The sequence below is a fragment of the Pseudomonas sp. NPDC087690 genome (assembly GCF_044743175.1).
Lineage (GTDB): Bacteria > Pseudomonadota > Gammaproteobacteria > Pseudomonadales > Pseudomonadaceae > Aquipseudomonas.
Window position 1 is genome coordinate 542,671 of record NZ_JBIUVX010000001.1, and the last position, 26,188, is coordinate 568,858.

Consider the following 26,188-nt stretch of genomic DNA (forward strand, 5'->3'; position numbering starts at 1 on the left):
TCAGGCGCTGGCATCAACCATGCCGTGACGCACCGCCAGAAGCGTCAACTCGACGTCACTGCTGATCGAGAGTTTCTCGAAAATGCGATAACGGTAAGTGTTGACGGTTTTCGGCGACAGACACAACTTGTCGGAAATGATCTGTACCTTCTGACAGCTGACAATCATCAATGCGATCTGAATCTCCCGTTCGGACAAGGCATCGAACGGCGAATCGTTGGTCGGCTGGAAGGATTTGATCGCCAACTGCTGAGCGATCTGCGGGCTTATATAGCGCTGGCCGGCGAATACCAGGCGAATGGCCTGAACCATCTCCGGCAACCCTGCGCCTTTGGTCAGATAACCCGCCGCGCCTGCCTGCAACAACCTTGTAGGAAAAGGATCCTCTTCACACACGGTAACGGCAACCACCTTGATATCCGGCTGACTGCGCAACAGTTTGCGTGTGGCTTCCAGACCGCCGATGCCGGGCATCTTGACGTCCATCAGGACCACGTCGGGTTTCAATTCCCGCGCCTTGATCAGGGACTCTTCACCTGACTCGGCCTGACCCACCACCTGCAAGCCATCGATATCGGCCAGCATCCGTGTAATGCCTGTACGAACGAGATCGTGGTCATCGACCACTAGCACCCTAATCAAGCAGACACCTCGCGATATGGTCTTATTGGGATGCCGGATACCTTAGCAAAAACTGCCAGACAGACCTAGCGGCAAGCAGCATTTAAAAAGTTTCAATTCATCATTGAGGGCTTGCCAGCCGTGGGTTTCAGAGCACAGGTGTACCGATATCGAGCTGCATCCTCAGGAAACACTCGTCCTCACCCTGTACTGCAAAGCCTTTTCTCAGATACAAGTTTTTCGCCAGATTATTTTTGAATACCGTTAGACGCACAGCGGGGTTGCCGTCGCGGCGAGCCATGGCAATAACCTGATCAATCGCCCAGGAACCCTCGCCCTGGCGCTGAAACGCCCGCGTCACCTGCAGTTCACGGATATACAGCGCCCGCGCATCGCGGCTGAGGCTGAAAAACCCCAAGGGCGCCTCCTCACGGATCATCAACCAGTTCTCACGTCCGGCCCAGGCAACGTCGAACGCCTCATCCTGCCACAACAAATCGTAATCATTGTAATAGCGCAGCATGTTCTCGCAGGTCAAAGTTCGCACAAATGCCAGGTCATCCTGCGTGGCCCGGCGCATTTGAAAGGTCATACAGCCCCCGCGAGACTGACGACCTGCCCCTGCCATGAGCCACCTTCGCGACGAGCGATCACCAATTCATCGCCAGCACCGGGAGCGGCAATGATCAACATGCCGTCTTCAGACCACACGGCGCTGCGCCCGGCCGATTGCCAGCCTCCGGTGAGACCGCCATGGTTGGCCATCAATACCACCATCGAGTGTTGCCGGGCATATCCCTGCAGCATCGCGGTGTCAGGTTCGTAGCCCTTCTCGCCGATCAATACGCCCGCAGCGTACAGACCGGCGCCCAACTCGGCAGCGGCCGCCGCATGGCTGGCGTGAGAAAAATCGGCACAGACAGCCAGGGCCACCGTGTCCGCGCCGATTTGCAGGGCTGCGCCACCGTTCCCGGCGGCGTAAATGAGCTCTTCACCGCAATGCAGATGCTGTTTGCTGTACACCCCAAGCGTGCCATTGGCGCCCAATACCAAGGCACCAATCAATACTGCCGAGCTGCCCTCCTGACGAATCGGCATGCCGACGACAGCCGTGATGCCGCGCTTTTGTGCCAGATCCCTTAACGGTTGAAGCACGGCGTCTTGCGGATCAATGGCCAATGCCGCCGCCACTTCACCCTCATAACCGGTCAGCGACAACTCGGGAAACACCAGCAACTCGACACCGTGTAGCGCCGCCAATTCGATGAATTCCATGTGCCGGACAATGTTTGCGGCGGGATCGCCGGCAATGGAAACCGATTGAGCAGCAGCGATGGTCAGAGTTGTCATGTTTCGTCCTTGGTTTCAGGCAAAGCGCAGAGTGTGTCACAACTGTTGCGGCGCTCAAGCGATAGGCATTGTCCTGTGCAATCGATAGCATTTTCTGATTGCTGATGCGTATCTGCCTCTAGTAAGCTCGGCGCATTCATCGGAGACAGACCATGTTCAACACCCTTTCACAGCTACGTACCGCAAGCGCCTCGCGCTCGGTTTCGTCTGCCCGGGTGAATGACGTCTGCGCTCCCGCAAGCTTTTATTTTGGGTATTGGTTTAGCCACTAGCGCGCCTGATACCCCACACGGCGCCCATGAAGACGGGTCGCCACCTGAGAAATCTCAACCCCCGGTCGGCCTCCCGACCGGGGGTTTTGTTTTTTCAGGCACAAATTTTCCAGCAACACACCAGACACTTTGAGGATTACGACATGACCTACGCCACTTATTACCGTTACGACCGTTTTTTCGCCTGGCGATTTACCAGCCTCCGCTCGGGACAGCCTGCCGCCTCCGATCGGTCACCTACAGGTGGCAAGCACACACACGTAGCCAATACGGCCAACTGTCGAACACCCCAATAGGGCCGAGCGAGCGGGAAACACCCGCCGCCTGCCCAGGAAGACCGAATATGAACTCGTCCGTTTCTGCCCTGCCACTTTCCACTCTTGATTCTGCCAACGAAGCACTGACTCTGCGCTTGCCCAGCTCGTTGCAACTCAAACAGCAATTGCCTCTGACCAGCGCCCTGAGTCAGCAGATTGCCGCCCACCGCCAAGCGGTCCGGGCCATTCTTGATGGCGACGACCAGCGCCTGCTGGTGATCGTCGGACCTTGCTCGATCCACGACTCGCAATCCGCCATTGAATACGCAGACAAACTCGCACGCCTCGCCGACGAAGTCAGCGATATGATGTTGCTGGTCATGCGCGCCTATGTCGAAAAGCCGCGCACCACCATCGGTTGGAAAGGCCTGGCCTACGATCCACATCTGGACGGCAGTGACGACATGGCCGGTGGTCTGACGCTGTCCCGCGAGCTGATGATCGAAATGATCCGCCGCGGGCTGCCAATCGCCACTGAAATACTGCAACCCATGGCAGCCGGATACTTTGACGATTTGCTCAGCTGGGTCGCGATCGGTGCACGCACTACCGAATCGCAGATCCACCGCGAGATGGCCAGCGGCCTGAGCATGCCGGTCGGTTTCAAAAACGGCACCGATGGCGGCGTGACCGTGGCAGTCGATGCGATGCGCTCCGCTTCCCACCCGCACCGACACTTCGGCGTTGATAGCCAGGGACATCCAGCCATTGTCCAGACCACAGGCAATCCTGATACCCATCTGGTACTGCGTGGCGGCCATCAAGGGCCAAACTTCGACCGCGAAAGTGTCGCCCGGATCCATGCCGACTTGACCCGCCTGAAGATTCCGAGCCGGATCATGGTCGATTGCAGTCACGCCAACAGCGGTAAAGACCCGTTGCGCCAGCCTGATGTATTCAACGATGTAGTGGAGCAACGCCTGCACGGTGACCGTTCGCTGATCGGCATGATGATCGAGTCTCACCTGTTCGAAGGTTGCCAGCCACTCAGTACCTCTTTGCGTTATGGCGTCTCGGTTACCGACGGTTGCCTGGGTTTCGCCGCAACGGAGCGCTTGCTGCTGAACGCCGCCGAACGCCTTCGCGCGCAATCTCAGGCCTGACCTCGCCAACAGCCTTTGCGGACACCTGGTCCGCAAAGGCTGAAAGGCTGATCAGCCCGCACGGAAATTACGCACGAACACGTATGCGGGTAGCGCTGGAAGCCTGACTGACATCATCCAGTCGCTCCACCGTATACGACACCTGCACCACCGTTTCCCGGTGCTCCCGCCAGAATCGGTGCGGCACAATAAACACCAGAGGCTCCCCGGCGGTTTCCCGGGTGATGTCGCGATCATCACGGTGATTGAAATACTCACCATCACAGCGCAGGTACACCAACTCGCCCTCCTCTGCCTGAGCATCGACGATGACCACCGTCACGCCATCAATGGAATCGGCGACATCAAGTTCGCCACCCTCCGCATCCAGAACCTGCGGTGCCGCCAGCTCGCCTCGAACGAGGGGAGCGATCAGGATTCTCAAGATCGCCGACTGCCTCAATTCACCCTCTGCCGATATGACCTGATAGCTGAGGCTTACCGTTTGTCCGGTGTGCGAGGCCAAGTGTTCGTGGGTAATCCAGAAAGAAAGCTCTTCGCGAACGGCAAAAGCTTCGACCATCAACTCATCACTGAACGTCTCTTCACTTTTTGCACCTTGCCAGCCAAGCAGGATCCGGTCCCCGACGGCCATCCGTGCATACGGACGCACAATCACGTTTGTACCTTTCTCGACACGCGCCGGATCGAGTGTCCCGCCTACGGTCTCTTCGATAAGTGGTGCCAGCAGATCAGGTTCGGGATCACCTACGTTCAATTGCAAGCGATCAGATGAAATCGGCTCAGGCAGGTTGACGCTGAACAGCGTCCAGTGAATTTCCACCGACCCGCGTTCCAGCATGGCGATGTGCACACCCTTGATGACGAACACGACCTCGTGCCCCACTTGCGCGGCACTGACAAAACGCGAAGTTACAGATTCGTAGGACAGTCCATCAGCATCGAGACCGCACCAATTCAAGACCAGCTTGTCACCACATTTCATCTGCGGGTAAGGCGCAACCCGAACAAAGGCCTTGTTCAGTGAGGGATCGATCATTCCGCCCTCCAGAACTTCGAGAGCCGGCGCAGGCAAATGCCGGACGGTCGCAGCCTCCGTAACAGGCCATGGCCGATAGCTGAATTCGAGTGTCTCGCCTTGCACCCGGAAACTCAGTTTTGGCTGCAGGGCTGAATGGGTATCCAGCAATGAGGTATCTGTTGCGAGCGTCTTGCAAGCATCGGTATTAGCGTCATACATGGTCATTCGTGGCTCCATTCCCTGGATAAAACGTCGCTGATCACAACAACGTCGAATGAGAGCCATTAAATAGCAACGCTTGCGCTGTCGATGTCAGCCTCGACAACTCCATAGCGGAGGGAAATGCGTCTGAAGGCGTAAGGCACAGGTATTGAACCTGTCAAAATAGCGCTAAAGATTGCTGAATGTTCCGACCATGCCCGCAAACAGAGCTGAAATGTCGTACAGCTTTTAGTCCTTTTTCACTTCAATACTGCGGTATTTTCGGACACCGACTGCATGACAACGTGATTTACAGTGATCCGGCGGAATCACCTATGAACGTCTGTAAAAGAGGTAGGAACATGCAACGGAATGCAACAACTCGCTATCCCATCCTGTTGGTCCACGGCCTGTTCGGTTTTGAGCGGATAGGCCGTTTCGAGCTGTTCCAAGATGTCAAGCAGGCATTGCAGGGTGCGGGCAACCGAGTGTTTGTGCCGCAGCTATCGGCCACCCATGACAACGAAGTTCGTGGCCAGCAATTACTCATGCAGATCGCGCGGGTGTTGAAAGACACAGGAGCAGGCAAGGTCAATTTGATCGGGCACAGTCAGGGTGCCCTGGCATGCCGTTACGCTGCCGCACTGGCATCCAGCAGCGTCGCATCCGTCACTTCGGTCAGCGGCCCAAATCATGGCTCGGAACTGGCTGACCTGTTGCGCAAAGCGCTGGTTCCCGGACAGATACCGGAACATCTCGCCGAGGAAATCGCCACGCAGTTCGCGAACTTCCTGTCGTTGCTCAGCGGTCAACTCGCGTTGCCGCAGAACGCCATAGCAGCACTCAACGCGTTGACCACCGAAGGTGTTGCGCGTTTCAATCGTAAATACCCGCAAGGTCTGCCTCCTGTCTGGGGAGGGCAAGGTGCGGAACAGGTCAATGGCGTTCGGTACTATTCGTGGAGCGGCACACTGCCAGAAAATCCGCTGGCCAATCCTCGTCCGCTCGACCCGTTACATGCCGTGTGCAGGGCCTTTTCCGGACACTTTTGCACCGAAGCCTGGCAGAACGACGGACTCGTCGGTCGCTACAGTTCGCATCTGGGCAGCGTGATCCGTTCGGACTATCCTTTCGATCACCTCGACAGCCTGCGCAGGCCCAAGGTCTTGCGATCACTCATACCTGATCCGATCGACCTCTATATAGAGCACGCCATGCGCCTGCAGGCCGTGCACTTGTAAACCGGGGGCGAACCCACTGAATGGAACTTTGCCGAGAATTCACCCACTGAATCCGGTAGGCTCCACACTTTACTGAAATAGATCGGAGATTTTCCCCATGGCTAAAGCCACTGCCCGCCACATCCTGGTTTCCAGCGAAGACAAGTGCAACGAACTCAAGGCCCAGATCGAAGGCGGCGCTGATTTCGCCGAAGTCGCCAAGGCCAACTCCACTTGCCCATCCAGCCGTCAGGGCGGCGACCTGGGTTCGTTCGGTCCTGGCCAGATGGTCAAGGAATTCGACACCGTGGTCTTCAGTGCACCGATCAACGTCGTGCAAGGCCCGGTGAAGACCCAGTTCGGTTATCACCTGCTGGAAGTCACCAGCCGTCAGGACTGATTCGTCGTCCGATTGCTCTGCAACGGCCCGCCTTTTGGTGGGCCGTTGTGTTTCAGTTACACATACGGCTGGCGACTGGCGCGCCTCTCGCGTACAACTTGCGCTTATCGATTACCCGGTTCCAAGGCTGACAATGCGACTGGTTTTCCCAACATTGATCCTTACCGCCCTCGCCCTGCTGTCGGGCGCCTGCGGTGTGAATGCAGCACCGCAACACGCGCTGACCGTGTATGGCGAACCCGCCAAGTATCCTGCCGGTTTCAGCCATTTCGACTACACCAACCCGCAAGCACCGAAAGGCGGGACAATGCGCCGCTCGGCAATAGAAATCGGTCACTTCGACCATTTGCTGCCGTATATCGACAAAGGCATCGGCGTCACGCAGATCGACGGCCTGCTGTATTCGCCGCTGGCCCAGCGCTCGATGGACGAGCCTTACACCGTCTATGGTCTGGTGGCACAAAAGATCGAGCGTTCGGATGACGGGCTTTCACTACGCTTCTTCATCAATCCCAAGGCACGCTTCGCCGACGGTAAACCGATCACCGCCGAAGACGTGCGCTATACCTACGATCTGCTGATGACACAGGGCAGTCTGCGTTATCGCACTCAGTTTGCCGACGTCAAAGGCGTCGAAGTGGAAGCACCGTTGACCGTGCGTTTCGACTTCAAGAACAACGAAAACCGTACCCTGCCGCTGGATATCGCGACCCTGCCGGTGTTCCCCGAGCATTGGTGGAAGAGTCGCGACTTCGCCGGCGGTGGCGGTTATGAACCGCCGCTGGGCAGCGGACCGTATCGCGTCGGCAAGGTCGATTCCGGGCGCAGCATCACCTTCGAACGCAATGCCGACTGGTGGGGCAAGGACTTGCCGGTCAGTCGTGGCCTGTACAACTTCGACCATTTCAGCATCGAGTACTTCGGCGATACCGACGTTGCCCGCCAGGTGTTGCGCGGCGGCGCCTACGACTACAACCGCGAGTTCTCCGCCACCGGATACTCGATCGGCTACGACAGCCCGGCGTTGAGCGACGGACGTCTGCAGAAAGCTCACCTGGCCACCGAGGCCCCGCAATCGGCCCAGGGTTTTGTGTTCAATCTGCAAAAACCGATGTTCCAGGACCGTCGTGTGCGTCAGGCGCTGGCCATGCTTTGGGATTTCGAATGGAGCAATCGGCAGATGATGCGCAACCTGTACATCCGTCAGCAAAGCTACTTCTCCAACACCGACCTCGCCGCGGGAAATTTACCCGATGCCGCCGAGTTGAAAATCCTTGAACCGCTGCGTGGACAGATCCCCGACGAAGTCTTCACGAAAGTCTTCCAAGCGCCGAAAACCGATGGCAGCGGCATCATCCGCGACAAACAACTGCAAGCCCTCGAACTGCTTGAACAGGCCGGCTGGAAACCGGACGGCGATCAACTGGTGAATGCTGAAGGTGAGCCCCTGAGTTTCACGTTTCTGGTCAGTCAGAACGGCATGGATCGCCTGCTGCTTCCGTACAAGCGCACATTGAAGCAGATCGGCATCGACCTCAACATCCGCCGGATCGACTCCTCGCAGTACGTCAATCGCCTGATGAGCCGCGACTACGACATGATCGTCACCGGCTATCCGGTCACCACCGCGCCTGGAGGCGAGCTGCTCAACTACTTCGGTTCCGCGTCGGCCAACGATCCGGGGGCCAACAACTACATGGTCCTGAAAAACCCGGCAGTCGACACGTTGATCAACGGACTGATCCGCGCCTCTACCCAATCGGACATGCTGCATTACGCGCACGCCCTCGACCGGGTGTTGCAATGGAATTACTACTGGATTCCCAATTACTACCCGCCAGGCACGTCGACCGTCTGGTGGAACCGCTTTGGCATACCGACAGTTCAAGCCAGCAATGACGAAGCCATCGATAGCTGGTGGGAGATCAGCAGCACGGCGCTGACCAATCAACAGATGACCGCTGAAAAAATCAGTCGAAGCAGACCCGGAGGGCCGCACTGATGTGGGCTTACATATTACGGCGCCTGCTGCTGATCATTCCGACGCTGGTGATTATCCTGCTGGTCAATTTCGTCATCATCCAGGCCGCGCCGGGTGGCCCGGTGGAGCAGGCCATTGCGCACCTGCAAGGGATCGGCGGTGGCAATGTCGGCGGCGGTTCCAGCGAAACCATGAGCAGTACCTCTCGGGCGAGTCGTGGCCTCGATCCGCAACTGATCAAGGATATCGAAAAACAGTACGGTTTCGACAAGCCGGCCCATGAACGCTTGTGGCTGATGCTGAAAAACTACGCGCAGCTGGACTTCGGCAAAAGCTTCTTCAGAGGTGCCACGGTCACCGACCTGATTCTCGAAAAAATGCCGGTAACCCTTTCACTCGGACTCTGGGCCACGCTGATCACCTATCTGGTGTCGATCCCGCTGGGCATTCGCAAAGCCGTGCACCACGGCAGCCATTTCGATATCTGGAGCAGCACGGCAATCATCATCGGTTATGCGATGCCGGCGTTTCTGTTTGCGATGTTCCTGATCGTGGTGTTTGCCGGTGGTACGTCGTTGAACTGGTTCCCGGTGCGCGGACTGGTCTCGGACAACTTTGATTCGCTGTCGACCCTGGGCAAGATCGCCGACTACTTCTGGCACCTGGTACTGCCGGTGACTGCGCTGGTCATCGGCGGCTTTGCAACGTTGACGATCCTCACCAAAAACTCGTTCCTCAATGAAATCACGCGTCAGTATGTGGTCACCGCTCGCGCCAAAGGCTTGAGCGAACGCCGCGTGCTGTACGGGCATGTGTTTCGTAACGCAATGCTGCTGGTGGTCTCGGGCATTCCCCAGGCGTTCATCAGCGTGTTCTTTGCCGGCTCGTTGCTGATTGAAGTGATCTTCTCTCTCGACGGTCTCGGCCGCATGAGTTACGAGGCGGCAGTATCGCGGGACTATCCGGTGGTGTTCGGTTCGCTGTTCATCTTCACCCTGTTCGGCCTGCTGATAAAACTGATCGGCGACCTCTGCTACACCTTGGTCGACCCGCGTATCGACTTCGCCGCGAGGAATGCCTGATGTTCAAGCTCTCGCCGCTGGGTCGCCGGCGTTTCGAACGTTTCAAGAAAAACCGCCGGGGCTGGTGGTCGTTGTGGCTGTTTATCGGTCTGTTTGTGCTGACGCTGGGCGGCGAACTGATCGCCAACGACAAGCCGTTGGTGGTCAGTTATCAGGGCCAGTGGTACTTCCCGGTATTCAAGCGCCACACCGAACAGGAGTTCGGTGGCCAATTGCCGTTTCAGGCCGATTACCGCAGTGACTATGTGCAGAACCTGATTCGCAAGGACGGCGGCTGGCTGCTGTTTCCACCGATTCCGTTCAGTGACGACACGCCAAACTACGACCTCAACAAACCGGCACCAAGCCCACCGACGGGCGTCAACTGGCTGGGCACCGACGATCAGGCGCGAGACGTGTTGGCGCGGGTGATTTTCGGTGCGCGCGTATCGATTCTGTTCGCTTTGATGCTGACATTCGTCAGTGCGCTGATTGGCATTGCGGCCGGTGCGTTACAGGGCTATTACGGTGGCTGGGTCGACCTGCTCGGACAGCGTTTGCTCGAGGTCTGGTCAGGGTTGCCGGTGCTGTACCTGCTGATCATCCTCTCGGGCTTCGTCGAGCCGAACTTCTGGTGGCTGCTGGGGATCATGGCGCTGTTTTCATGGTTGGCGCTGGTCGATGTGGTGCGTGCCGAGTTTCTCCGTGGGCGCAATCTGGAATACGTCAAAGCTGCGCGCGCATTGGGCCTGACTGACCGCAAAGTGATTGTCCGGCACATTCTGCCGAATGCCATGAACGCGACGCTGAGTTATCTGCCGTTCATTCTGACGGGGGCAATCTCGACACTGACCGCACTGGATTTCCTTGGTTTCGGCATGCCTGCCGGCAGCGCTTCGCTGGGCGAACTGATCGGTCAGGGCAAGCAGAACCTGCAGGCGCCCTGGCTGGGGTTGACGGCGTTTTTCACCCTGGCGCTGATCCTTTCCTTACTGGTGTTCATCGGCGAAGCGCTGCGTGACGCGTTCGACCCACGATCCTGAAGCGTGACCATGACTGACAACCTGATTGAAATTCGTAACCTCAATGTCGCTTTCCATGGCCAGAACGTGGTGCGCGACCTGTGCCTGGATATTCGTCCCGGCGAGTGCCTGGCACTGGTCGGCGAATCAGGCTCGGGCAAATCGGTGACCGCGCATTCGATTCTGCAACTACTGCCTGAAGGCGATGCACAAACCACTGGCAGCATTCGTTATCGTGGCCAGGAACTGGTGGGGGCCGATCCGAAGGTGTTGCGTGAACTGCGCGGCAACCGCATCGCGATGATCTTTCAAGAGCCGATGACCTCGCTCAATCCGCTGCATACCATCGAAAAACAGATAGGCGAAACCCTGTTGCTCCACCGTGGCCTTGGCGGCAAGGCGGCACGGTTACGCATCCTTGAATTGCTCGGCCTGGTCGGCATCCAGAAACCCGAGGAGCGGCTCAAGGCTTATCCGCATCAGTTGTCCGGCGGCCAACGGCAACGCGTCATGATCGCCATGGCGTTGGCCTGCGAACCGGAACTGTTGATTGCCGACGAGCCAACCACCGCACTCGATGTGACGGTGCAGCGCAAGATCCTGCTGCTGCTCAAATCCCTGCAACAACGTTTGGGCATGTCCCTGCTGTTGATCAGTCACGACCTCAATCTGGTGCGCAGCATCGCTCAGCGCGTCTGCGTAATGAAGGCCGGGCAGATTGTCGAGCAGGCACCGTGCGAAACGCTGTTTACCGAGCCGAAACACCCTTACAGTTGCGTGCTGCTCAACGCCGAACCCGACGGCCAAGCGTTGCCCCGTGATGAGCGTGAGAATGTTCTGCAAGTCGAAGACCTTAAAGTCGAGTTTGTCATCGGTGGCGGGCTGTTTCAGCGTAAGCAATACCTGCGTGCAGTGGACGGCATCAGCCTGAGTATCCAGCGCGGCAAGACTCTGGGCATCGTCGGTGAATCCGGTTCGGGAAAATCGACATTGGGTCAGGCGATCCTGCGCCTGCTCGATTCCGAGGGCAGTATCCGTTTCCAGGGCACCGCGCTCGATGGTTTGGACCAGAAGCAACTGCGGCCTTGGCGGCGACAGATGCAGGTGGTGTTTCAGGACCCGTTCGGTAGTCTCAGCCCGCGCATGTCGGTGGCGCAAATCATCAGCGAAGGGCTTGAGGTGCATTGCGAGTCAACGGCCAATGAGTGTGATGAGCAAGTGATCCGCGTACTCAAGGAAGTCGGCCTCGACCCCGAAAGCCGCCATCGCTACCCACACGAGTTTTCCGGCGGTCAGCGACAACGCATTGCGATCGCTCGGGCGCTGGTACTGAAACCGGCGCTGATCCTGCTCGACGAACCAACGTCGGCACTCGATCGCACGGTGCAGAAACAAGTGGTCGCCCTGCTCCGTGATCTTCAGGAAAAGCATGGCCTGACGTATCTGTTCATCAGTCATGACCTGGCGGTGGTACGCGCCCTCGCCCACGACATGATCGTGATCAAGGATGGCCAAGTGGTCGAACGCGGTGCCAGTCATGAGGTGTTCGATGCGCCACAGCATCCGTATACCCGAGAGCTGTTGGCGGCGGCACATCCGCGCCAGGCATGATCGGCGCCAGACGTAAAACCGAGTCGCGGCCATCGCGGGCAAGCCCGCTCCCACAGGTTTCACGGGTGCGCACCCCATCTGTGAACAATCGCGAACCTTATGGGAGCTGGCTTGCCAGCGATGAGGCCGCCATTAACAACCCGAATTCCGGATCTGCCTGCACATGAACTCCACCGAAAGCCTCAAGGACTACCAACGGGTGCGCACCCTGGCGATCCGCTCGCTGTTCGAGATCATCGAGCAATCGAGCGAAGGTACGGTGATTGTCGATCGTGATGCCAATATCGTCTGGATGAACGAGCGTTACGCCCGTCGCTTTGGCCTCGAGTCCGCTGCCGGAGCCATCGGCAAACCCTGCGAAAGTGTGATCCCCGGCAGCCTGCTGCGCGAAGTGGTGCGCACCGGGCGGCCAATCCTGCTGGACATGCAGGACACCCCGAAAGAGCCGCTGGTGGTGATGCGTCTGCCGATCCACGATGATGCCGGCAGCGTCATCGGCGCCATCGGTTTTGCCCTGTTCGATGAATTACGCACCTTGTCGCCGATGCTCAAGCGCTACCTGAGCATGCAGGAAGAACTGGCCTCGACGCGTTCGCTGCTGCGCGCCCGCCAGACCAAATACAACTTCGCCCACTTCATCGGCACCAGCGCGGCCAGCCTTGAAGTCAAACGTCGTGCGCGACGCAGTGCCAGCGCCGATTCGCCGGTATTGCTGCTCGGCGAAACCGGCACCGGCAAGGAGTTGCTCGCGCAAGCGATCCACAGTGCTTCGCCACGGGCGCACAAGGCGTTCGTCAGCATCAACAGCGCGGCGATTCCCGAGGCATTACTGGAAGCGGAATTTTTCGGCACCGCACCGGGCGCGTTTACCGGCGCCGACCGCAAGGGCCGCACCGGTAAACTGCAGATTGCCCAGGGTGGCACACTGTTTCTCGACGAGATCGGTGACATGCCGCTGCCGTTGCAAAGCAAGCTGCTGCGCGTACTGCAGGAAAAAGAGTTTGAACCGGTCGGCTCCAACGAGGTGATCCAGAGCGATGTGCGAGTGATTGCCGCGACGTCGACGGATCTGCAAGCGGCGATCAAACGCGGCGAGTTCCGCGCCGACTTGTATTACCGCCTCAACGTACTGCCGATCCAGGTGCCGCCATTGCGCGAGCGTCTTGATGATCTGCCGGCACTGAGCGAAGCGATTCTGGAAGAACTGCGCAGCCAGCACGAATTGCACCACGATGCGCTGCAACTGCTCGGCCAGCATGCCTGGCCGGGAAACATTCGCGAACTGCGCAATGTATTGGAACGGGCGGCGTTGCTTAGCGATGACCTGATGCTGACAGAGAGCGATATTCGCGCCGCCATCGGCACGTTGACTCAGGTTGAGCGCAGCTCTGCGCCTACGATTGAAACGCTGCCCGTGGAAACCTATGCGCAGGCTCGCGAGCGCTTTGATCGGCAGTTGATCCAGTCAACGCTGGCGCAGTGCGCGGGGAAAGTGCCGGCAGCGGCGGCAAGGTTGGGGCTTGGGCGGTCGACGTTGTATAAGAAAATGGTTGCGTTGGGGATTGCCGAGTCTCAATAACGAGACTTGATCTCCGATTTGAGATTATCCATATAAAGATCAAAAGATCGCAGCCTTCGGCAGCTCCTACGGAGGTTCATCCAATCCAGTGTAGGAGCTGCCGAAGGCTGCGATCTTTTGATCTGCCGAAAAAGTCTCCAAACGGAGACAACCCATTGAAACACGCCCCACAAAAACACCTAATATCTTTATATTTCAATAACTTATATATCTGGCACAAATCTCGCTTTAGCCTCTCCTACACCCGTTTCAACCACAAAAATAACAATTCTGGAGAGACACACCATGAGTGTGATCATTGCCTTGGCAGCCCTCGCGCTGCTGATGCTCGCGGCCTACCGTGGCTACAGCGTTATTCTCTTTGCACCGATCGCCGCCCTCGGCGCCGTGCTGCTGACCGATCCTTCTGCCGTCGCCCCAGCCTTTACCGGGGTGTTCATGGAGAAAATGGTCGGCTTCATCAAATTGTATTTCCCGGTATTCCTGCTCGGTGCGGTGTTCGGCAAACTCATTGAGCTGTCGGGCTTCTCACGCTCGATTGTCGCTGCCGCCATTCGTCTGCTCGGGACCAAACAGGCGATGCTGGTGATCGTACTGGTCTGCGCCCTGCTCACCTACGGTGGTGTGTCGTTGTTTGTCGTGGTGTTTGCGGTGTATCCGTTTGCCGCCGAGATGTTCCGCCAGAGCAATATCCCCAAACGCCTGATCCCGGCGACCATCGCTCTCGGAGCATTTTCGTTCACCATGGATGCCCTGCCCGGCACCCCGCAGATCCAGAACATCATCCCCAGCACGTTCTTCAATACCACCGCTTGGGCGGCGCCGTGGCTGGGCGTGATCGGCACGATTTTCGTCTTCTGCACCGGCATGCTGTTTCTGCAACGTCAGCGCAACAAGGCGCAGCGCGCCGGTGAAGGCTACGGGACCGAGCTGCGCAACGAACCGGAAACAGCCGAAGACCTGAAGCTGCCGAACCCATGGATTGCGCTGTCGCCGCTGCTGGCAGTGGGCATCATGAACCTGCTGTTCACCCAGTGGATTCCGCAGTGGTACGGCAAGACCCACAGCCTCGCGCTACCGGGCATGGCTACGCCGGTTACCACCGAAATCGCCAAGCTGACGGCAATCTGGGCGGTGCAGGCGGCTTTGCTGGTGGGCATTCTGATGGTGTTGGCGTTCGGCTTTCAGGCGATTCGCAGCAAGCTCGCCGAGGGCAGCAAAAGCGCAGTGAGTGGCGCGTTGCTGGCGGCGATGAACACTGCGTCGGAATATGGTTTCGGTGCGGTGATCGCTTCGCTGCCGGGCTTTCTGGTCTTGGCTGACTGGCTCAAGCAGATTCCCAATCCGCTGGTCAACGAAGCCATCACCGTGACGTTACTGGCAGGGATCACCGGTTCGGCGTCGGGCGGCATGAGTATCGCGCTGGCCGCGATGTCCGAGCAGTTCATCAGCGCCGCGCACGCGGCGAACATTCCACTGGAAGTGCTGCACCGTGTAGCGGCGATGGCCAGTGGAGGCATGGATACCTTGCCGCACAACGGCGCGGTGATCACCCTGCTCGCGGTCACCGGCCTGACCCACCGCGAAGCCTATAAAGACATTTTCTGTATTACGCTGATCAAGACCCTTGCGGTTTTCGTCGTGATCGGCACTTTCTACGCCACTGGCATTGTGTGAGGTACTCATGACCACTCTTTCCGGCAAGACCGCACTGGTTACCGGCTCCACCAGCGGCATCGGCCTGGGTATTGCGTTAAGTCTGGCCAAGGCTGGGGCCAACCTGATCCTCAACGGTTTTGGTGATGCCACGAGCGTCATCGCCGAAGTCGGCCAATTCGGCGGCCGGGTTGGCCATCATCCGGCCGATGTCAGCGACCCGGCGCAGATCGCCGAGATGATCGCCTACGCCGAGCGTGAGTTCGGCGGCGTCGACATTCTGGTCAATAACGCTGGCATCCAGCATGTCGCCGCTGTCGAGGAATTTCCGGTCGAGCGCTGGGATTCGATCATTGCGATCAACCTGTCGTCGGTATTTCACAGCACGCGCTTGAGCCTGCCGGGCATGCGCACGAAAGGTTGGGGGCGGATCATCAATATTGCCTCCGTGCACGGTCAGGTCGGTTCGACCGGCAAGGCTGCGTATGTCGCGGCCAAACACGGGGTGATCGGTTTGACCAAAGTGGTTGGCCTGGAAACCGCGACCAGCAATGTCACCTGCAATGCAATCTGCCCGGGCTGGGTGTTGACGCCGCTGGTGCAGAAGCAGATCGATGATCGCGCCGCCAAGGGTGTCGATCCGCAACAGGCGCAGCATGACCTGCTCGCTGAAAAGCAGCCGTCGCTGGAGTTCGTCACACCGCAGCATTTGGGCGAGTTGGTGTTGTTTCTGTGCAGTGAGGCGGGTAGCCAGGTAAGGGGCGCGGCGTGGAATATTGATGGTGGGTGGTTGGCGCAGTAGTCGGTTGAAAGACCGCGTTAACGTTCATCGCGGGCCAGCCACGTTCCCACAGGTGCAGGGTGAAATTGGAATCTGCTGACTACCTGTGGAGTGTGTCTGCCCGTGTCTGGATCTGAAGCTAAAACAAGAGGCAAACAATGTCCGACATCCTTTGGCAACCCGACGCCAACCGTATCGCCCAATCGCGCATGGACACCTTCCGGCGCGCGGTCAATCAGCGTCATGCGCTGAATCTCGACGACTACCCTGCTCTGCACCAATGGAGCATCGAGCAGCGTCCACAATTCTGGCAGGACATCGTCGATTTCTTCGACATCCGTTTTCACACTCAACCTGATGCGGTGCTGCGTGAAGGTGCACAAATGCCCAGCGCCGAATGGTTTCCCGGTGCCACCCTGAACTTCGCTGAACACCTGCTGCGCCGCCGTGACGATGCCGTGGCGGTCGTGGCAGTGGCGGAAAACGGCCAGCGCGAGCAACTGAGCTGGGCCGAACTGGCCGAGCATGTCGCCGGCTTCCAGGCCAGTTTGCAGGCTTGCGGCGTCGGCCTCGGCGATCGGGTGGCCGCGTGCATGCCGAATACCTGGCAGACGCTGGTGGCGATGCTTGCGACCACCAGCCTCGGCGCCATCTGGTCGTGCTCTTCGCCGGATTTCGGCACGCACGGCGTCATCGACCGTTTCGGCCAGATCGAGCCGAAGGTGCTGATCACCTGCGCCGGCTATCGCTATGCAGGTAAAGAGATCGACCAAACCACCAAGCTCAATGAAATTCTCCAACGGCTGCCAACACTGAAGCAGCTTATTGTCGTGCCTTACGCACGCCCGCAAGCGCGCCTCGCGGATTACCGGACACGCGCCGAAGTGACGCTCTGGGATGACTTTTATCAACCCGGCGGCGATCCGGATTTCGTCGCGGTGGCGTTCGATCATCCGCTCTACGTGCTGTATTCCAGTGGCACCACCGGCGTGCCGAAATGCATTGTGCATAGCACCGGCGGCGTGTTGCTGCAACACGTCAAGGAACATGGCCTGCATTGTGATCTTGGCCCCGGCGAGCGTTTGTTCTACTACACCACCTGCGGCTGGATGATGTGGAACTGGCTGGTATCGGCCCTCGCGGTCGGCAGCGCAGTAGTCCTGTACGACGGCTCGCCGTTCTATCCGGATCATCAGCGGTTGCTCGATCTGATCGACGATGAACGCATCAGCGTGTTCGGCACCAGCCCAAAGTTTCTCGCGACCCTGCAAAGCGATGGCAGCAAACCGCGCGACAGCCATGATCTGCGCAGCCTGAAAACCCTGCTGTGCACCGGCTCGGCGCTGTCGCCGCAAAGTTATGACTTCGTCTACCGCGACTTCAAAACCGACGTGTGCCTGGCGTCGATGTCCGGCGGCACCGATATTGTCTCGTGCTTCGTCAATGGCAATCCGCTGTCAGCGGTGCGTCGTGGCGAAATCATGGGCAAGAGCCTGGGCATGGCCGTTGAAGTCTGGAACGACGCCGGTCAACCGGTGACTGGCGAGAAAGGTGAACTGGTCTGTACCCGGCATTTCCCGGCGATGCCGATCGGCCTGTGGAATGACCCGGATGGCAGCAAACTGCAGCAATCCTATTTCAGTCTGTTTCCCGGCGTCTGGGCGCAGGGTGATTACGCCGAACAATTGCCCAACGGCAGCATGATGATTCATGGCCGCTCGGATGCCGTACTCAACCCCGGCGGCGTACGTATCGGCACCGCGGAAATCTATCGTCAGGTGGACAAAGTCCCGCAAGTGCTCGACAGCGTCGCCATCGGTCAGCGATGGCAAGACGACGTGCGCGTGGTGTTGTTTGTGCGTCTGGCAGACGGCGTAACACTCGACGACCCTCTGCAACAGCAGATTCGGCAGGTGATCCGCGCCAATACCACACCACGGCATGTGCCGGCGAAGATAGTCGCGGTCAGCGATATTCCACGCACGATCAGCGGCAAGGTCGTCGAACTGGCCGTGCGTAATGTGGTGCACGGCGAAAAGGTCAAGAACACCGACGCGCTGGCCAATCCCGAGGCGCTGGAGCAGTTTCGCCAGCGCCCTGAACTCGACAACTGAATCCGCTCATTCCATCAAGCCCCACTCACCCGAGGTGGGTGGCGCCGGTGCAGCATCGGCCTGCAATTTCAAGCGCAGGCGCAGGTTGTTCACCGAGTCGGCATGCTTAAGCGCCTCGTCTTCGCTGATTGCACCTTCCAGCACCAGTGCGTGCAGCGCGCCATCGAACGTCTGCATGCCCAGCTCGGTGGATTTTTCCATGATGCCCTTGAGCTCGCCCAACTGATTACGCCGGATCAGGTCGCCGATGGTCGGCGTCCCCAGCAGCAACTCGACCGCAGCCCGCCGCTGGCCGTCCAGCGTGCGCACCAATCGCTGAGAAACAAAGGCCTTGAGGTTGTTGCCCAAAGCATGCAGCAACTGCGGCCGGCGCTCCTCGGCAAACAGGTTGATGATTCGCTCAAGCGCCTGATTGGCGTTGTTCGCGTGCAGGGTCGACAGCACCAGATGCCCGGTTTCGGCAAATGCCAGCGCATGCTCCAGGGTGTCGCGGTCGCGGATTTCACCGATCAGCACCACGTCAGGTGCCTGGCGCAGGGTGTTTTTCAGTGCGGCATGAAAACTGCGCGTGTCGACACCGACTTCGCGTTGATTGATGATCGACCGTTGGTGCCGGTGGATGTACTCGATCGGGTCTTCAATGGTCACGATATGCCCGCTACTGTGACGATTGCGATGATCGATCAACGCCGCCAGTGACGTCGATTTACCGGAATCGGTGGCGCCGACGAACAGGATCAGCCCCTGTTTGAGCATCACCGCTTCGAGCAGCACCGGCGGCAGCTTGAGGTCTTCAAAACGTGGAATGTCGAGTTTGACGTTACGGATTACAATCGACACCTCATTGCGTTGTTTGAACAGGTTGACCCGAAAACGTCCGATACCGGCGCGCGAGATCGCCAGATTCATTTCCAGATCGCGGTCGAACTCCTGACGCTGTTCGGCGTCCATCAGGGAATTGGCGATGGTCGCGACCTCGCCGGGTCTGAACGGCTGCGCACTCAGCGCCGTCAGCACCCCCTGAAAACGCGCACTGGGTGGCGCTCCCGTAGACAAGAACAAGTCCGAGCCGTGCTCCCGGGCAAAACGTGTTAACAGTGCATCGATTTCCATGGCCACCAGTACCCGCGAAGCTTCCAATATTCAGACATGCCCTGCTGCCGTGACGCAGCGGTACATTGAGCGTCTACCGTCCCTGAAGAATAGTAGACGCCGCTTAACGAACGACACGCAGGACTGACGCGATGAATGCCGTACCCACCCACGACGATGCTCAGGCGCTGATCGCCCGCACCGATTGGAGCCGCAGCCCGCTGGGCGATGCCAGTGCCTGGCCACAAAGCCTGCGCACCGCCGTGGACATCGTGCTCCACTCGCCGATGCCGATGCTGTTGCTCTGGGGCCCGCAGCTCACGCAGATCTACAACAACGGCTTCGCCATGCTCGCCGGCAACAAGCATCCGCACGCTTTCGGACAACCGGCGCATCTGGTATGGCCTGAACTTCGAGACTTTACCGACCCGATCTACAGCGCCGTCCTGCAAGGCCAGGTGCGCACCTACAGCGAGCGACGCTTTACCCTGCAACGTGAAGGGCAGGAATCCGACTTCTGGCTGGATTTGACCTACAGCCCGATCCGCGATGAAACCGCGCAAGTGGCGGGCATTCTGGTCACCGCCATCGAAACCAATGAACGGCGGCGGATCGCCCTCGAACTCAAACAACGCTCGGAAGAAAGCCTCAAGGCCCAGCGCGAATCCGAGGAACGTCTGCAATTGGCGCTGGCCGCCACTGACGCTGTCGGCACTTGGGACTGGGACATCGGCGAAGACCGCTTCATCGCCGACAGCCACTTTGCGCAGTTGCACGGCGTCGATCCGGCCCGAGCCGATCAGCTGCCGATTAGCGCTTATCTGCAAGGCGTGCACCCTGAAGACCGCGCCATGATCGCGCGCAGCATCAAGCACTGCATCACCCACGGCACCGAGTACGCCGAGGAATATCGCCTGTTGCAGCCCGATGGCGAGTTGCGCTGGGTGTTTGCCCGGGGCCGCTGCTACAAGGACCATCACGGTCGGCCAGTGCGTTTTCTCGGCGCCGCGCTGGACCTGACTGAGCGCAAACACACCGAGCAGGCGTTGCGCCAGAGCCAGACGGAATTGCAGCTGATCATCAACGCCATGCCGATCCTGATCAGCTATGTCGATCGCGAAGAACGCTTCAGGCTCAACAACGCGGCGTATCTGGACTGGTATGGCCTGACACCGCAAGAACTCTATGGTCGAACCATTCGCGACGTTATCGGCGAGGAAGCCTACTTCCTGCGCGCGCCGTACATTGCCGAAGCACTGGCTGGCAGGTCTTGTTCCTTCAGCCTGTACACCACGCACCGCGACGGCAGCAACCGCCACGCCTTGATGAACTACTTGCCTCGTCACGGTGCGGACGGCGCGGTCAACGGTTTCTACATTTTCGTGATCGATGAAACCGAGCGCAAGAAAACCGAAGAAGCCCTGCGTAACCTCAATGAAACGCTCGAGGAACGGGTCAGCGCCCGCACCGAACAACTGGCGCAGGCCAACCAGCGTCTGCAGAACGAAATGTTCGAACGCGAGCGTGCCGAGGATGCGTTGCGCCATGCGCAAAAAATGGAAGCGGTCGGTCAGCTCACCGGCGGCATTGCCCATGACTTCAACAACATGCTCACCGGAATCATCGGCAGCCTCGATTTGATGCAGCGCTATATTGCCGATGGCCGCGCCAACGAGATCGGGCGTTTTACCGAAGCAGCGGTGTCTTCGGCCAATCGTGCAGCAGCCTTGACCCATCGCCTGCTGGCGTTTTCGCGACGCCAGTCACTGGATCGCAAGCAGCTCAACGTCAATGAGCTGATTCATTCCCTGGAAGATCTGATCCGCCGGACCAAAGGTGATCCGATCGAACTCAAGTTGCAGCTAGCCGATGACCTCTGGCCTGTCAGCACCGACGTCAGCCAGTTGGAAAACGCCTTGCTCAACCTGGTGATCAATGCGCGCGATGCAATGCCTGACGGCGGCGAGTTGCTGATCGAAACCGCCAACGTCTACCTCGATGGCAGCGACATCACCACGCTGGAGCCGGTCAAGGCCGGTGATTACCTGATGCTCGCGGTCAGCGATAACGGCTCGGGCATGACGGCGTCGGTCAGGTCCAAGGCGTTCGATCCGTTCTTCACTACCAAACCGATTGGTCAGGGTACCGGGCTTGGGCTGTCGATGATTTACGGGTTCGCTCAGCAATCGGGCGGGCATGTGAGCCTCGACAGCCTCCCGGGGCAAGGCACATGTGTGCGCCTGTACTTGCCACGCCTGCAGGGCTTGGAGCTGGAACGCCCGGCCAGTGCGCCGATCCAGCAGCCGGCGCCGGCTGCAACCGGCGAAACCGTGGTGGTGGTCGAGGACGATCCGGCGGTGCGCATGCTGGTGCTCGACCTGCTGCGCGAGCTGGGTTATCAGGCCTTTGAGGCCGAAGACGCGAAAACCGCTTTGCCGCTGTTGGAGTCTGATCTGCGGGTCGACCTGCTGGTCACGGATGTCGGCCTGCCTGGCATGAACGGCCGGCAACTGGCGGAGATCGCCCGCCAGCATCGCCCAGGGCTGAAAATATTGTTCATGACCGGTTACGCGCAAAAGGCTGCCGAGCGGCAAGGGTTTCTCGAGGACGGTATGGACATGGTCGCCAAACCCTTTGCCATTGAGCTGCTGGCGAACAAGATCCGCACGATGATCAGTCAAAATCCGTGACTTGAGGCATAATCCGCGCCCCGCCGTCACCCCGTTATCAGGTATCGCAAGATGAAAGCCCAAGCCCGCCACATTCTGGTAAAAACCGCCGAAGAGGCCGAACAGCTCAAGCAACGCATCGCCAAAGGTGAAGCGTTCGATGTACTGGCCAAGAAATTTTCGACCTGCCCGTCCGGCAAGCGCGGCGGCGATCTGGGTGAAGTGCGGCCTGGGCAGATGGTCGGCGCGATTGACGCGGTGATTTTCAAAAAACCACTGCGTACGGTGCATGGGCCGATCAAGAGCAAGTTCGGCTATCACCTGGTGCAGGTGTTTTACCGGGATTAAATATCGCTTTCCTGTAGGAGCTGTCGAGTGAAACGAGGCTGCGATCTTTTGATCTGGTTTTTAAGATCGCAGCCTTCGGCAGTTCCTACAGGGATTGCATTCAGGTTCTGGGAATCAATGCCCCGGGCACCTGAATCACCCGGCTGGCCAACTGATGCCCCGCCTCGGCAGCCTCTTCCGTACTCCCGCCGAGCAGTCGACTGGCCAGATACGCCGCACTGAACGAATCCCCCGCTGCGGTGGTGTCCACCACCTTCGCGACTTTCTGCGCCGGCACTTCAAAGGCCTCGCCATCACAACGAATCAGGCACGCCTCGGCGCCGCGCTTGAGCACCACTTCCGGGGTGCCGAACTGCGCGTAAGCATCAAACACCGCATCGCAATCGGCAAAACCAAACAGTGCCTGTTCGTCATCCACCGTCAACAATGCCAGATCAACGTACGGCAATACGCTGCGATAGGCCTCACGCGCCTCGTCCACCGAAGCCCACAAGCGCGGGCGGTAGTTGTTGTCGAAGACAATCCGCGCATCGCGCTGACGCGCTTCGATCAGGCTATGGATCAATCGCTCACGGCCCTTCGTACCGAGCACCGCCAGGGTGATACCACTGAAATACAACACGTCGTAATCCGGCAACGCCGCCAGAATCGGTTCGGCTGCCGGGGTGGTGAAACAATCGCGCACTGCCGCTTCGTTGCGCCAGTAAAGGAAACGACGCTCGCCGTTGGCGTCGGTCTGGATGCAATACAGGCCCGGCAAGCGACCCGGCAGGCGTTGAACCAGATCGAGGCCGATACCTTCGCTGGTCCAGATCTGGCACATGGCATCGCTGAAGCTGTCGTCGCCCAGCGCGGTGACGTAGTCGACCCGGGCCTTGTCGCCCATTGCACGGGACAAGTACACCGCAGTGTTGAGCGTGTCGCCGCCGAAGCTTTGCTGCAGGCTGCCGTCGGCGCGTTGCTGCAGTTCGATCATGCATTCGCCGATCAGGGCGATGCGCGGGGTGTTCGGGCCCAAGGGGCTCAGGGTGTTCATCTTGTGCTGTCTCCGTTGATGCGCGGATGTCTGGGCGGGCCTCATCGCTGGCAAGCCAGCTCCCACAAGGATTCATGTCGCTCACAAATTTTTTAATCAACACTGAACCCTGTGGGAGCTGGCTAGCCAGCGATTGGCCGCGACTCGGTCTCGAGCCTTAGAAACAAGTCTCCATGCGCTCGATCACCGACAACTGCTCATCCACCAACAACCCCACACGCCACTTGTCGAACGTCAGACACGGGTGCGACGTACCGAAGGAAATGATGTCACCCACACGCAATTCAACGCCCGGCGCCACCGTCATGAACGCGTGTTGATCCATCACCGCCGTGACCTTGCAGGCACTGACATCATCGCCCACGGCTGGCACGACGCCCGTCTTGTAACGCAACAACGGCACCGGCAAACCGGCGTCAAACGCGACGTCACGCTTGCCCAGTGCAATCACTGCAAAACCCTGTTCCGGCAGCGACTGCACATGCGCCCAGACTTCCAGCGCCGGGCGCAAACCTTCGTGCAAATCACTGCGACGGTCGAGCACGCAGCACTGCGCCTCCTTATAGATCCCATGGTCATGCGCCACATAACTGCCCGGTCGCAACACGCTGAGAAAACGCCCTGCCGCGTTCTGCGTTTCGAACGATTCGGCAATCAGGTCGTACCACGCCGAGCCCGAAGCGGTGATGATCGGCTTGGCGATCGCGAACGCGCCGCTGTCCTGCAACTGCACCGCCAGACGCACCAGCGACGCGGCAAACTGCCGAATGCCACTGACTGCGTGATCGCCGTGAATCACCCCTTCGTAGCCCTCGATGCCGGTCAGGGCCAGCGCCGGTTGGGCGTTGATCGCCTTGGCCAGTTCGATGACTTCCTGCTCGCTGCGGCAACCGCAACGCCCGCCGATCACGCCGTATTCGATCATCACGTTGAGTTTCACCCCGCGCGAAGCGAAGTAGGCACCGAGATCGGCGACGTTGTCCGGGTGATCGACCATGCAATGGAAATCGAACGCGGGATCGGCGAGCAGATCGGCAATCAGCGCCATGTTCGGCGCGCCGACCAATTGGTTGGCCATCAGCACGCGGCGTACGCCATGGGCGTAAGCGGCACGAGTCTGGGTCGCGCTGGCGAGGGTGATGCCCCACGCGCCGGCGTCGAGCTGACGCTTGAACAGTGCCGGGGTCATGCTGGTTTTGCCATGAGGCGCAAGTTGCGCGCCGCTGTCGCTGACGAACTTCTGCATCCAGCGAATGTTGTGCTCCAGCGCCTCGCGATGCAGCACCAGCGCTGGCAGGCTGACGTCACGCGTCAGGTGCGCGCCAATGGCCGCGTCGCCCTTTTCCACAGCAGTATTGATGGCAGTCGTCATGGTCGAACTCCTCACTTTTTACGCGGCCGCAGGCAGCCGCGGTTATTCGTTGATACGCCGGGCGAGGCTGTTGGCGCTCTCGATCAGAACCCGGCGATAGTCGTTGTAATTGTTCTTCGCATCGGCCCGTGGAGCGACGATGCACAAGGTGCAAATCGCGATGCCATTGCGGTCTTTGACCGGCGCGGCGAAGCAATGGGTGAAGGTGTCGGCGACGCTGTCGAAGGAGAAAAATCCATCGATACCCGCCTGCCGGATTTCCGCGAGAAAACGTTCCAGAGGCAAACGCTCGCCATCGGGCAGGATGTAGTCGTCTTCGTCGATCAGGTCGATGATCTGTTGATCGCTCAAGTGCGCGAGCAGCAGGCGTCCGGAAGCCGTCCACGGGATCGGCGCGTTTTCGCCGATGTCGGAGGAAATGCGGAAATGCCGCTCGCCCTCCTTCATCAACGCCACCGTGTATTTGCGCCCGTTGAGCAAGCACATCTGCGCGGTTTCACGGGTCTGGCTGACGATCTCCTGCAGGGCGTGATCGGCCTCGCGACTGAGGTCGAAATGGCGCAAATGCGCTTGACCGAGAAAGTACAGTTGCCGTCCCAGATAGACATGACCGTCCTTGCCTACCGGCTCGAGAATCCGTCGTTCCAGCAGCGAAGCGACCAGTTCGTAGACCGTGGATTTCGGGCTGCCGATGCCGTTGGCGATGTCGTTCGGGCGCAGCGGCTGGCCGACTTCCTTGAGGAAATCGAGGATATCGAACGCCCGGTCCAGACCGCGGGCCCGGCGCTTGATGGTGTCTTCGGTCATTTCAGTGGTTCCCATTCAAAGTCGCCGGGAGTTTACCGCTAATGATCGTTCCCATGCTCCGCGTGGGAATGCAGCCCGGGACGCTCTGCGTCCTTGGAACGCGGAGCGTTCCGAGAGGCATTCCCACGCAGAGCGTAGGAACGATCCGCGTATTGGTCAGGGTTTCTTCTTGTACGCAATGCAATCAATCTCGACCTTGCAATCAACCATCATGCTCGCCTGCACACAGGCCCGCGCCGGTGCATGTTCGGGCTTGAAGTACTCGCCGAAAACCTTGTTGAAGCTGCTGAAATCACGCGGATCGTCCAGCCACACCCCGGCGCGTACTACGTCTTCCAGGCCATAACCGGCCTCTTCAAGAATCGCGATCAGGTTCTTCATGGTCTGGTGGGTCTGCTCGACAATGCCACCAACAATGATCTCGCCATCCACCGCCGGCACCTGACCGGACACATGCAGCCAGCCATCCGCCTCAACAGCGCGCGCGAATGGGCGTGGCTGGCCGCCAGCGGCGGTGCTGCCGGTGCCGTAACGAGTAATGCTCATGGGTATTT

At 59.1% G+C, this 26,188-nt stretch carries 22 protein-coding genes; 13 read left to right on the top strand and 9 right to left on the bottom strand.

Going from position 1 to position 26,188, the window contains the following annotated elements; genetic code table 11:
* From uvrY to ACIPIZ_RS02555, 3 genes are all read right to left on the bottom strand, one after another.
* Positions 1-642, bottom strand: a complete 642-nt coding sequence (gene uvrY, locus ACIPIZ_RS02545; protein ID WP_105708999.1) for a UvrY/SirA/GacA family response regulator transcription factor — start codon at positions 640-642, stop codon at positions 1-3.
* A 127-nt stretch (positions 643-769) separates the two neighbouring features.
* Positions 770-1,213, bottom strand: a complete 444-nt coding sequence (locus tag ACIPIZ_RS02550) for a GNAT family N-acetyltransferase (RefSeq protein ID WP_401164232.1) — start codon at positions 1,211-1,213, stop codon at positions 770-772.
* The gene (locus ACIPIZ_RS02555) at positions 1,210-1,971 is read right to left on the bottom strand and encodes a carbon-nitrogen hydrolase family protein (RefSeq protein WP_236431105.1); all 762 of its coding nucleotides are present in this window, start codon (positions 1,969-1,971) and stop codon (positions 1,210-1,212) included. The genes ACIPIZ_RS02550 and ACIPIZ_RS02555 overlap by 4 nt, the downstream gene beginning before the upstream one ends.
* A 615-nt stretch (positions 1,972-2,586) precedes the next feature.
* Here ACIPIZ_RS02555 and ACIPIZ_RS02560 point away from each other — a divergent pair.
* Entirely contained in the window at positions 2,587-3,663 is a 1,077-nt protein-coding gene (locus tag ACIPIZ_RS02560) for a 3-deoxy-7-phosphoheptulonate synthase (protein ID WP_105708996.1), read from the top strand.
* A 67-nt stretch (positions 3,664-3,730) separates the two neighbouring features.
* On the opposite strand, the gene ACIPIZ_RS02565 is transcribed toward ACIPIZ_RS02560, so the two are convergent.
* A complete protein-coding gene (locus tag ACIPIZ_RS02565; RefSeq protein WP_236708314.1) occupies positions 3,731-4,909 on the bottom strand; it encodes a hypothetical protein in 1,179 nt (392 codons plus the stop codon).
* Positions 4,910-5,247: 338 nt separating this feature from the next.
* Here ACIPIZ_RS02565 and ACIPIZ_RS02570 point away from each other — a divergent pair, with 338 nt between their 5' ends.
* From ACIPIZ_RS02570 to ACIPIZ_RS02615, 10 genes are all read left to right on the top strand, one after another.
* A complete protein-coding gene (locus ACIPIZ_RS02570) occupies positions 5,248-6,126 on the top strand; it encodes a lipase family alpha/beta hydrolase (RefSeq protein ID WP_401163800.1) in 879 nt (292 codons plus the stop codon).
* Between the two features lie 97 nt (positions 6,127-6,223).
* Positions 6,224-6,505, top strand: coding sequence for a peptidylprolyl isomerase (locus ACIPIZ_RS02575; protein WP_007912303.1), 282 nt, complete (start codon positions 6,224-6,226; stop codon positions 6,503-6,505).
* A 133-nt stretch (positions 6,506-6,638) separates the two neighbouring features.
* Positions 6,639-8,507 (top strand): extracellular solute-binding protein, encoded by a 1,869-nt coding sequence (locus tag ACIPIZ_RS02580; protein WP_064390250.1) that lies wholly within the window; start codon positions 6,639-6,641, stop codon positions 8,505-8,507.
* Entirely contained in the window at positions 8,507-9,568 is a 1,062-nt protein-coding gene (locus tag ACIPIZ_RS02585) for a microcin C ABC transporter permease YejB (RefSeq protein ID WP_064390251.1), read from the top strand. Before ACIPIZ_RS02580 ends, ACIPIZ_RS02585 begins: the two co-directional genes overlap by 1 nt.
* On the top strand, positions 9,568-10,590 hold the full coding sequence (locus ACIPIZ_RS02590; RefSeq protein WP_064390252.1) for an ABC transporter permease: 1,023 nt from the start codon (positions 9,568-9,570) through the stop codon (positions 10,588-10,590). The genes ACIPIZ_RS02585 and ACIPIZ_RS02590 overlap by 1 nt, the downstream gene beginning before the upstream one ends.
* Before the next feature lie 9 nt (positions 10,591-10,599).
* The gene (locus tag ACIPIZ_RS02595) at positions 10,600-12,180 is read left to right on the top strand and encodes an ABC transporter ATP-binding protein (protein ID WP_105708994.1); all 1,581 of its coding nucleotides are present in this window, start codon (positions 10,600-10,602) and stop codon (positions 12,178-12,180) included.
* Between the two features lie 163 nt (positions 12,181-12,343).
* Positions 12,344-13,759 (top strand): sigma-54-dependent Fis family transcriptional regulator, encoded by a 1,416-nt coding sequence (locus ACIPIZ_RS02600; protein WP_064390254.1) that lies wholly within the window; start codon positions 12,344-12,346, stop codon positions 13,757-13,759.
* A gap of 285 nt (positions 13,760-14,044) precedes the next feature.
* Positions 14,045-15,436, top strand: coding sequence for a GntP family permease (locus tag ACIPIZ_RS02605; protein ID WP_064390255.1), 1,392 nt, complete (start codon positions 14,045-14,047; stop codon positions 15,434-15,436).
* Positions 15,437-15,443: 7 nt separating this feature from the next.
* A complete protein-coding gene (gene hbdH, locus ACIPIZ_RS02610) occupies positions 15,444-16,217 on the top strand; it encodes a 3-hydroxybutyrate dehydrogenase (RefSeq protein ID WP_064390256.1) in 774 nt (257 codons plus the stop codon).
* 137 nt (positions 16,218-16,354) lie between these two features.
* The gene (locus ACIPIZ_RS02615; RefSeq protein ID WP_401163805.1) at positions 16,355-18,310 is read left to right on the top strand and encodes an acetoacetate--CoA ligase; all 1,956 of its coding nucleotides are present in this window, start codon (positions 16,355-16,357) and stop codon (positions 18,308-18,310) included.
* Between the two features lie 6 nt (positions 18,311-18,316).
* Here ACIPIZ_RS02615 and ACIPIZ_RS02620 read toward each other — a convergent pair whose 3' ends face one another.
* Positions 18,317-19,423: a PilT/PilU family type 4a pilus ATPase gene (locus ACIPIZ_RS02620; protein WP_064390258.1), complete on the bottom strand. Its 1,107-nt coding sequence runs from the start codon at positions 19,421-19,423 to the stop codon at positions 18,317-18,319.
* Positions 19,424-19,554: 131 nt separating this feature from the next.
* Between ACIPIZ_RS02620 and ACIPIZ_RS02625 the strand changes: the two genes are divergently transcribed.
* Positions 19,555-22,092 (top strand): PAS domain-containing sensor histidine kinase, encoded by a 2,538-nt coding sequence (locus ACIPIZ_RS02625; RefSeq protein WP_064390259.1) that lies wholly within the window; start codon positions 19,555-19,557, stop codon positions 22,090-22,092.
* Between the two features lie 51 nt (positions 22,093-22,143).
* Complete coding sequence (locus ACIPIZ_RS02630; RefSeq protein WP_007912322.1) at positions 22,144-22,419, top strand: peptidylprolyl isomerase; 276 nt, start codon at positions 22,144-22,146, stop codon at positions 22,417-22,419.
* Positions 22,420-22,519: 100 nt separating this feature from the next.
* Here the strand turns inward: ACIPIZ_RS02630 and ACIPIZ_RS02635 are convergent, their stop codons facing one another.
* The 4 genes from ACIPIZ_RS02635 to ACIPIZ_RS02650 form a co-directional block, all read right to left on the bottom strand.
* Entirely contained in the window at positions 22,520-23,455 is a 936-nt protein-coding gene (locus ACIPIZ_RS02635; RefSeq protein ID WP_122660662.1) for a sugar kinase, read from the bottom strand.
* Between the two features lie 157 nt (positions 23,456-23,612).
* The gene (locus ACIPIZ_RS02640; protein ID WP_401163807.1) at positions 23,613-24,827 is read right to left on the bottom strand and encodes an amino acid deaminase; all 1,215 of its coding nucleotides are present in this window, start codon (positions 24,825-24,827) and stop codon (positions 23,613-23,615) included.
* Between the two features lie 42 nt (positions 24,828-24,869).
* Complete coding sequence (locus ACIPIZ_RS02645; RefSeq protein WP_105708989.1) at positions 24,870-25,634, bottom strand: IclR family transcriptional regulator; 765 nt, start codon at positions 25,632-25,634, stop codon at positions 24,870-24,872.
* 156 nt (positions 25,635-25,790) lie between these two features.
* Positions 25,791-26,180 (bottom strand): RidA family protein, encoded by a 390-nt coding sequence (locus ACIPIZ_RS02650; protein ID WP_003225452.1) that lies wholly within the window; start codon positions 26,178-26,180, stop codon positions 25,791-25,793.
* Positions 26,181-26,188 lie beyond the last annotated feature (8 nt).

Excerpts from the sequence above, each read along its gene's own strand:
- hbdH (WP_064390256.1), top strand. The coding sequence starts at position 15,444 with ATGACCACTCTTTCCGGCAAGACCGCACTGGTTACCGGCTCCACCAGC.
- ACIPIZ_RS02575 (WP_007912303.1), top strand. The coding sequence starts at position 6,224 with ATGGCTAAAGCCACTGCCCGCCACATCCTGGTTTCCAGCGAAGACAAG.
- ACIPIZ_RS02585 (WP_064390251.1), top strand. The coding sequence starts at position 8,507 with ATGTGGGCTTACATATTACGGCGCCTGCTGCTGATCATTCCGACGCTG.
- ACIPIZ_RS02560 (WP_105708996.1), top strand. The coding sequence starts at position 2,587 with ATGAACTCGTCCGTTTCTGCCCTGCCACTTTCCACTCTTGATTCTGCC.
- ACIPIZ_RS02605 (WP_064390255.1), top strand. The coding sequence starts at position 14,045 with ATGAGTGTGATCATTGCCTTGGCAGCCCTCGCGCTGCTGATGCTCGCG.
- ACIPIZ_RS02555 (WP_236431105.1), bottom strand. The coding sequence starts at position 1,971 with ATGACAACTCTGACCATCGCTGCTGCTCAATCGGTTTCCATTGCCGGC.
- ACIPIZ_RS02595 (WP_105708994.1), top strand. The coding sequence starts at position 10,600 with ATGACTGACAACCTGATTGAAATTCGTAACCTCAATGTCGCTTTCCAT.
- ACIPIZ_RS02615 (WP_401163805.1), top strand. The coding sequence starts at position 16,355 with ATGTCCGACATCCTTTGGCAACCCGACGCCAACCGTATCGCCCAATCG.
- ACIPIZ_RS02550 (WP_401164232.1), bottom strand. The coding sequence starts at position 1,213 with ATGACCTTTCAAATGCGCCGGGCCACGCAGGATGACCTGGCATTTGTG.
- ACIPIZ_RS02650 (WP_003225452.1), bottom strand. The coding sequence starts at position 26,180 with ATGAGCATTACTCGTTACGGCACCGGCAGCACCGCCGCTGGCGGCCAG.
- ACIPIZ_RS02570 (WP_401163800.1), top strand. The coding sequence starts at position 5,248 with ATGCAACGGAATGCAACAACTCGCTATCCCATCCTGTTGGTCCACGGC.
- ACIPIZ_RS02640 (WP_401163807.1), bottom strand. The coding sequence starts at position 24,827 with ATGACGACTGCCATCAATACTGCTGTGGAAAAGGGCGACGCGGCCATT.
- ACIPIZ_RS02580 (WP_064390250.1), top strand. The coding sequence starts at position 6,639 with ATGCGACTGGTTTTCCCAACATTGATCCTTACCGCCCTCGCCCTGCTG.
- ACIPIZ_RS02645 (WP_105708989.1), bottom strand. The coding sequence starts at position 25,634 with ATGACCGAAGACACCATCAAGCGCCGGGCCCGCGGTCTGGACCGGGCG.
- ACIPIZ_RS02590 (WP_064390252.1), top strand. The coding sequence starts at position 9,568 with ATGTTCAAGCTCTCGCCGCTGGGTCGCCGGCGTTTCGAACGTTTCAAG.
- ACIPIZ_RS02600 (WP_064390254.1), top strand. The coding sequence starts at position 12,344 with ATGAACTCCACCGAAAGCCTCAAGGACTACCAACGGGTGCGCACCCTG.
- ACIPIZ_RS02625 (WP_064390259.1), top strand. The coding sequence starts at position 19,555 with ATGAATGCCGTACCCACCCACGACGATGCTCAGGCGCTGATCGCCCGC.
- ACIPIZ_RS02565 (WP_236708314.1), bottom strand. The coding sequence starts at position 4,909 with ATGACCATGTATGACGCTAATACCGATGCTTGCAAGACGCTCGCAACA.
- ACIPIZ_RS02630 (WP_007912322.1), top strand. The coding sequence starts at position 22,144 with ATGAAAGCCCAAGCCCGCCACATTCTGGTAAAAACCGCCGAAGAGGCC.
- ACIPIZ_RS02620 (WP_064390258.1), bottom strand. The coding sequence starts at position 19,423 with ATGGAAATCGATGCACTGTTAACACGTTTTGCCCGGGAGCACGGCTCG.
- ACIPIZ_RS02635 (WP_122660662.1), bottom strand. The coding sequence starts at position 23,455 with ATGAACACCCTGAGCCCCTTGGGCCCGAACACCCCGCGCATCGCCCTG.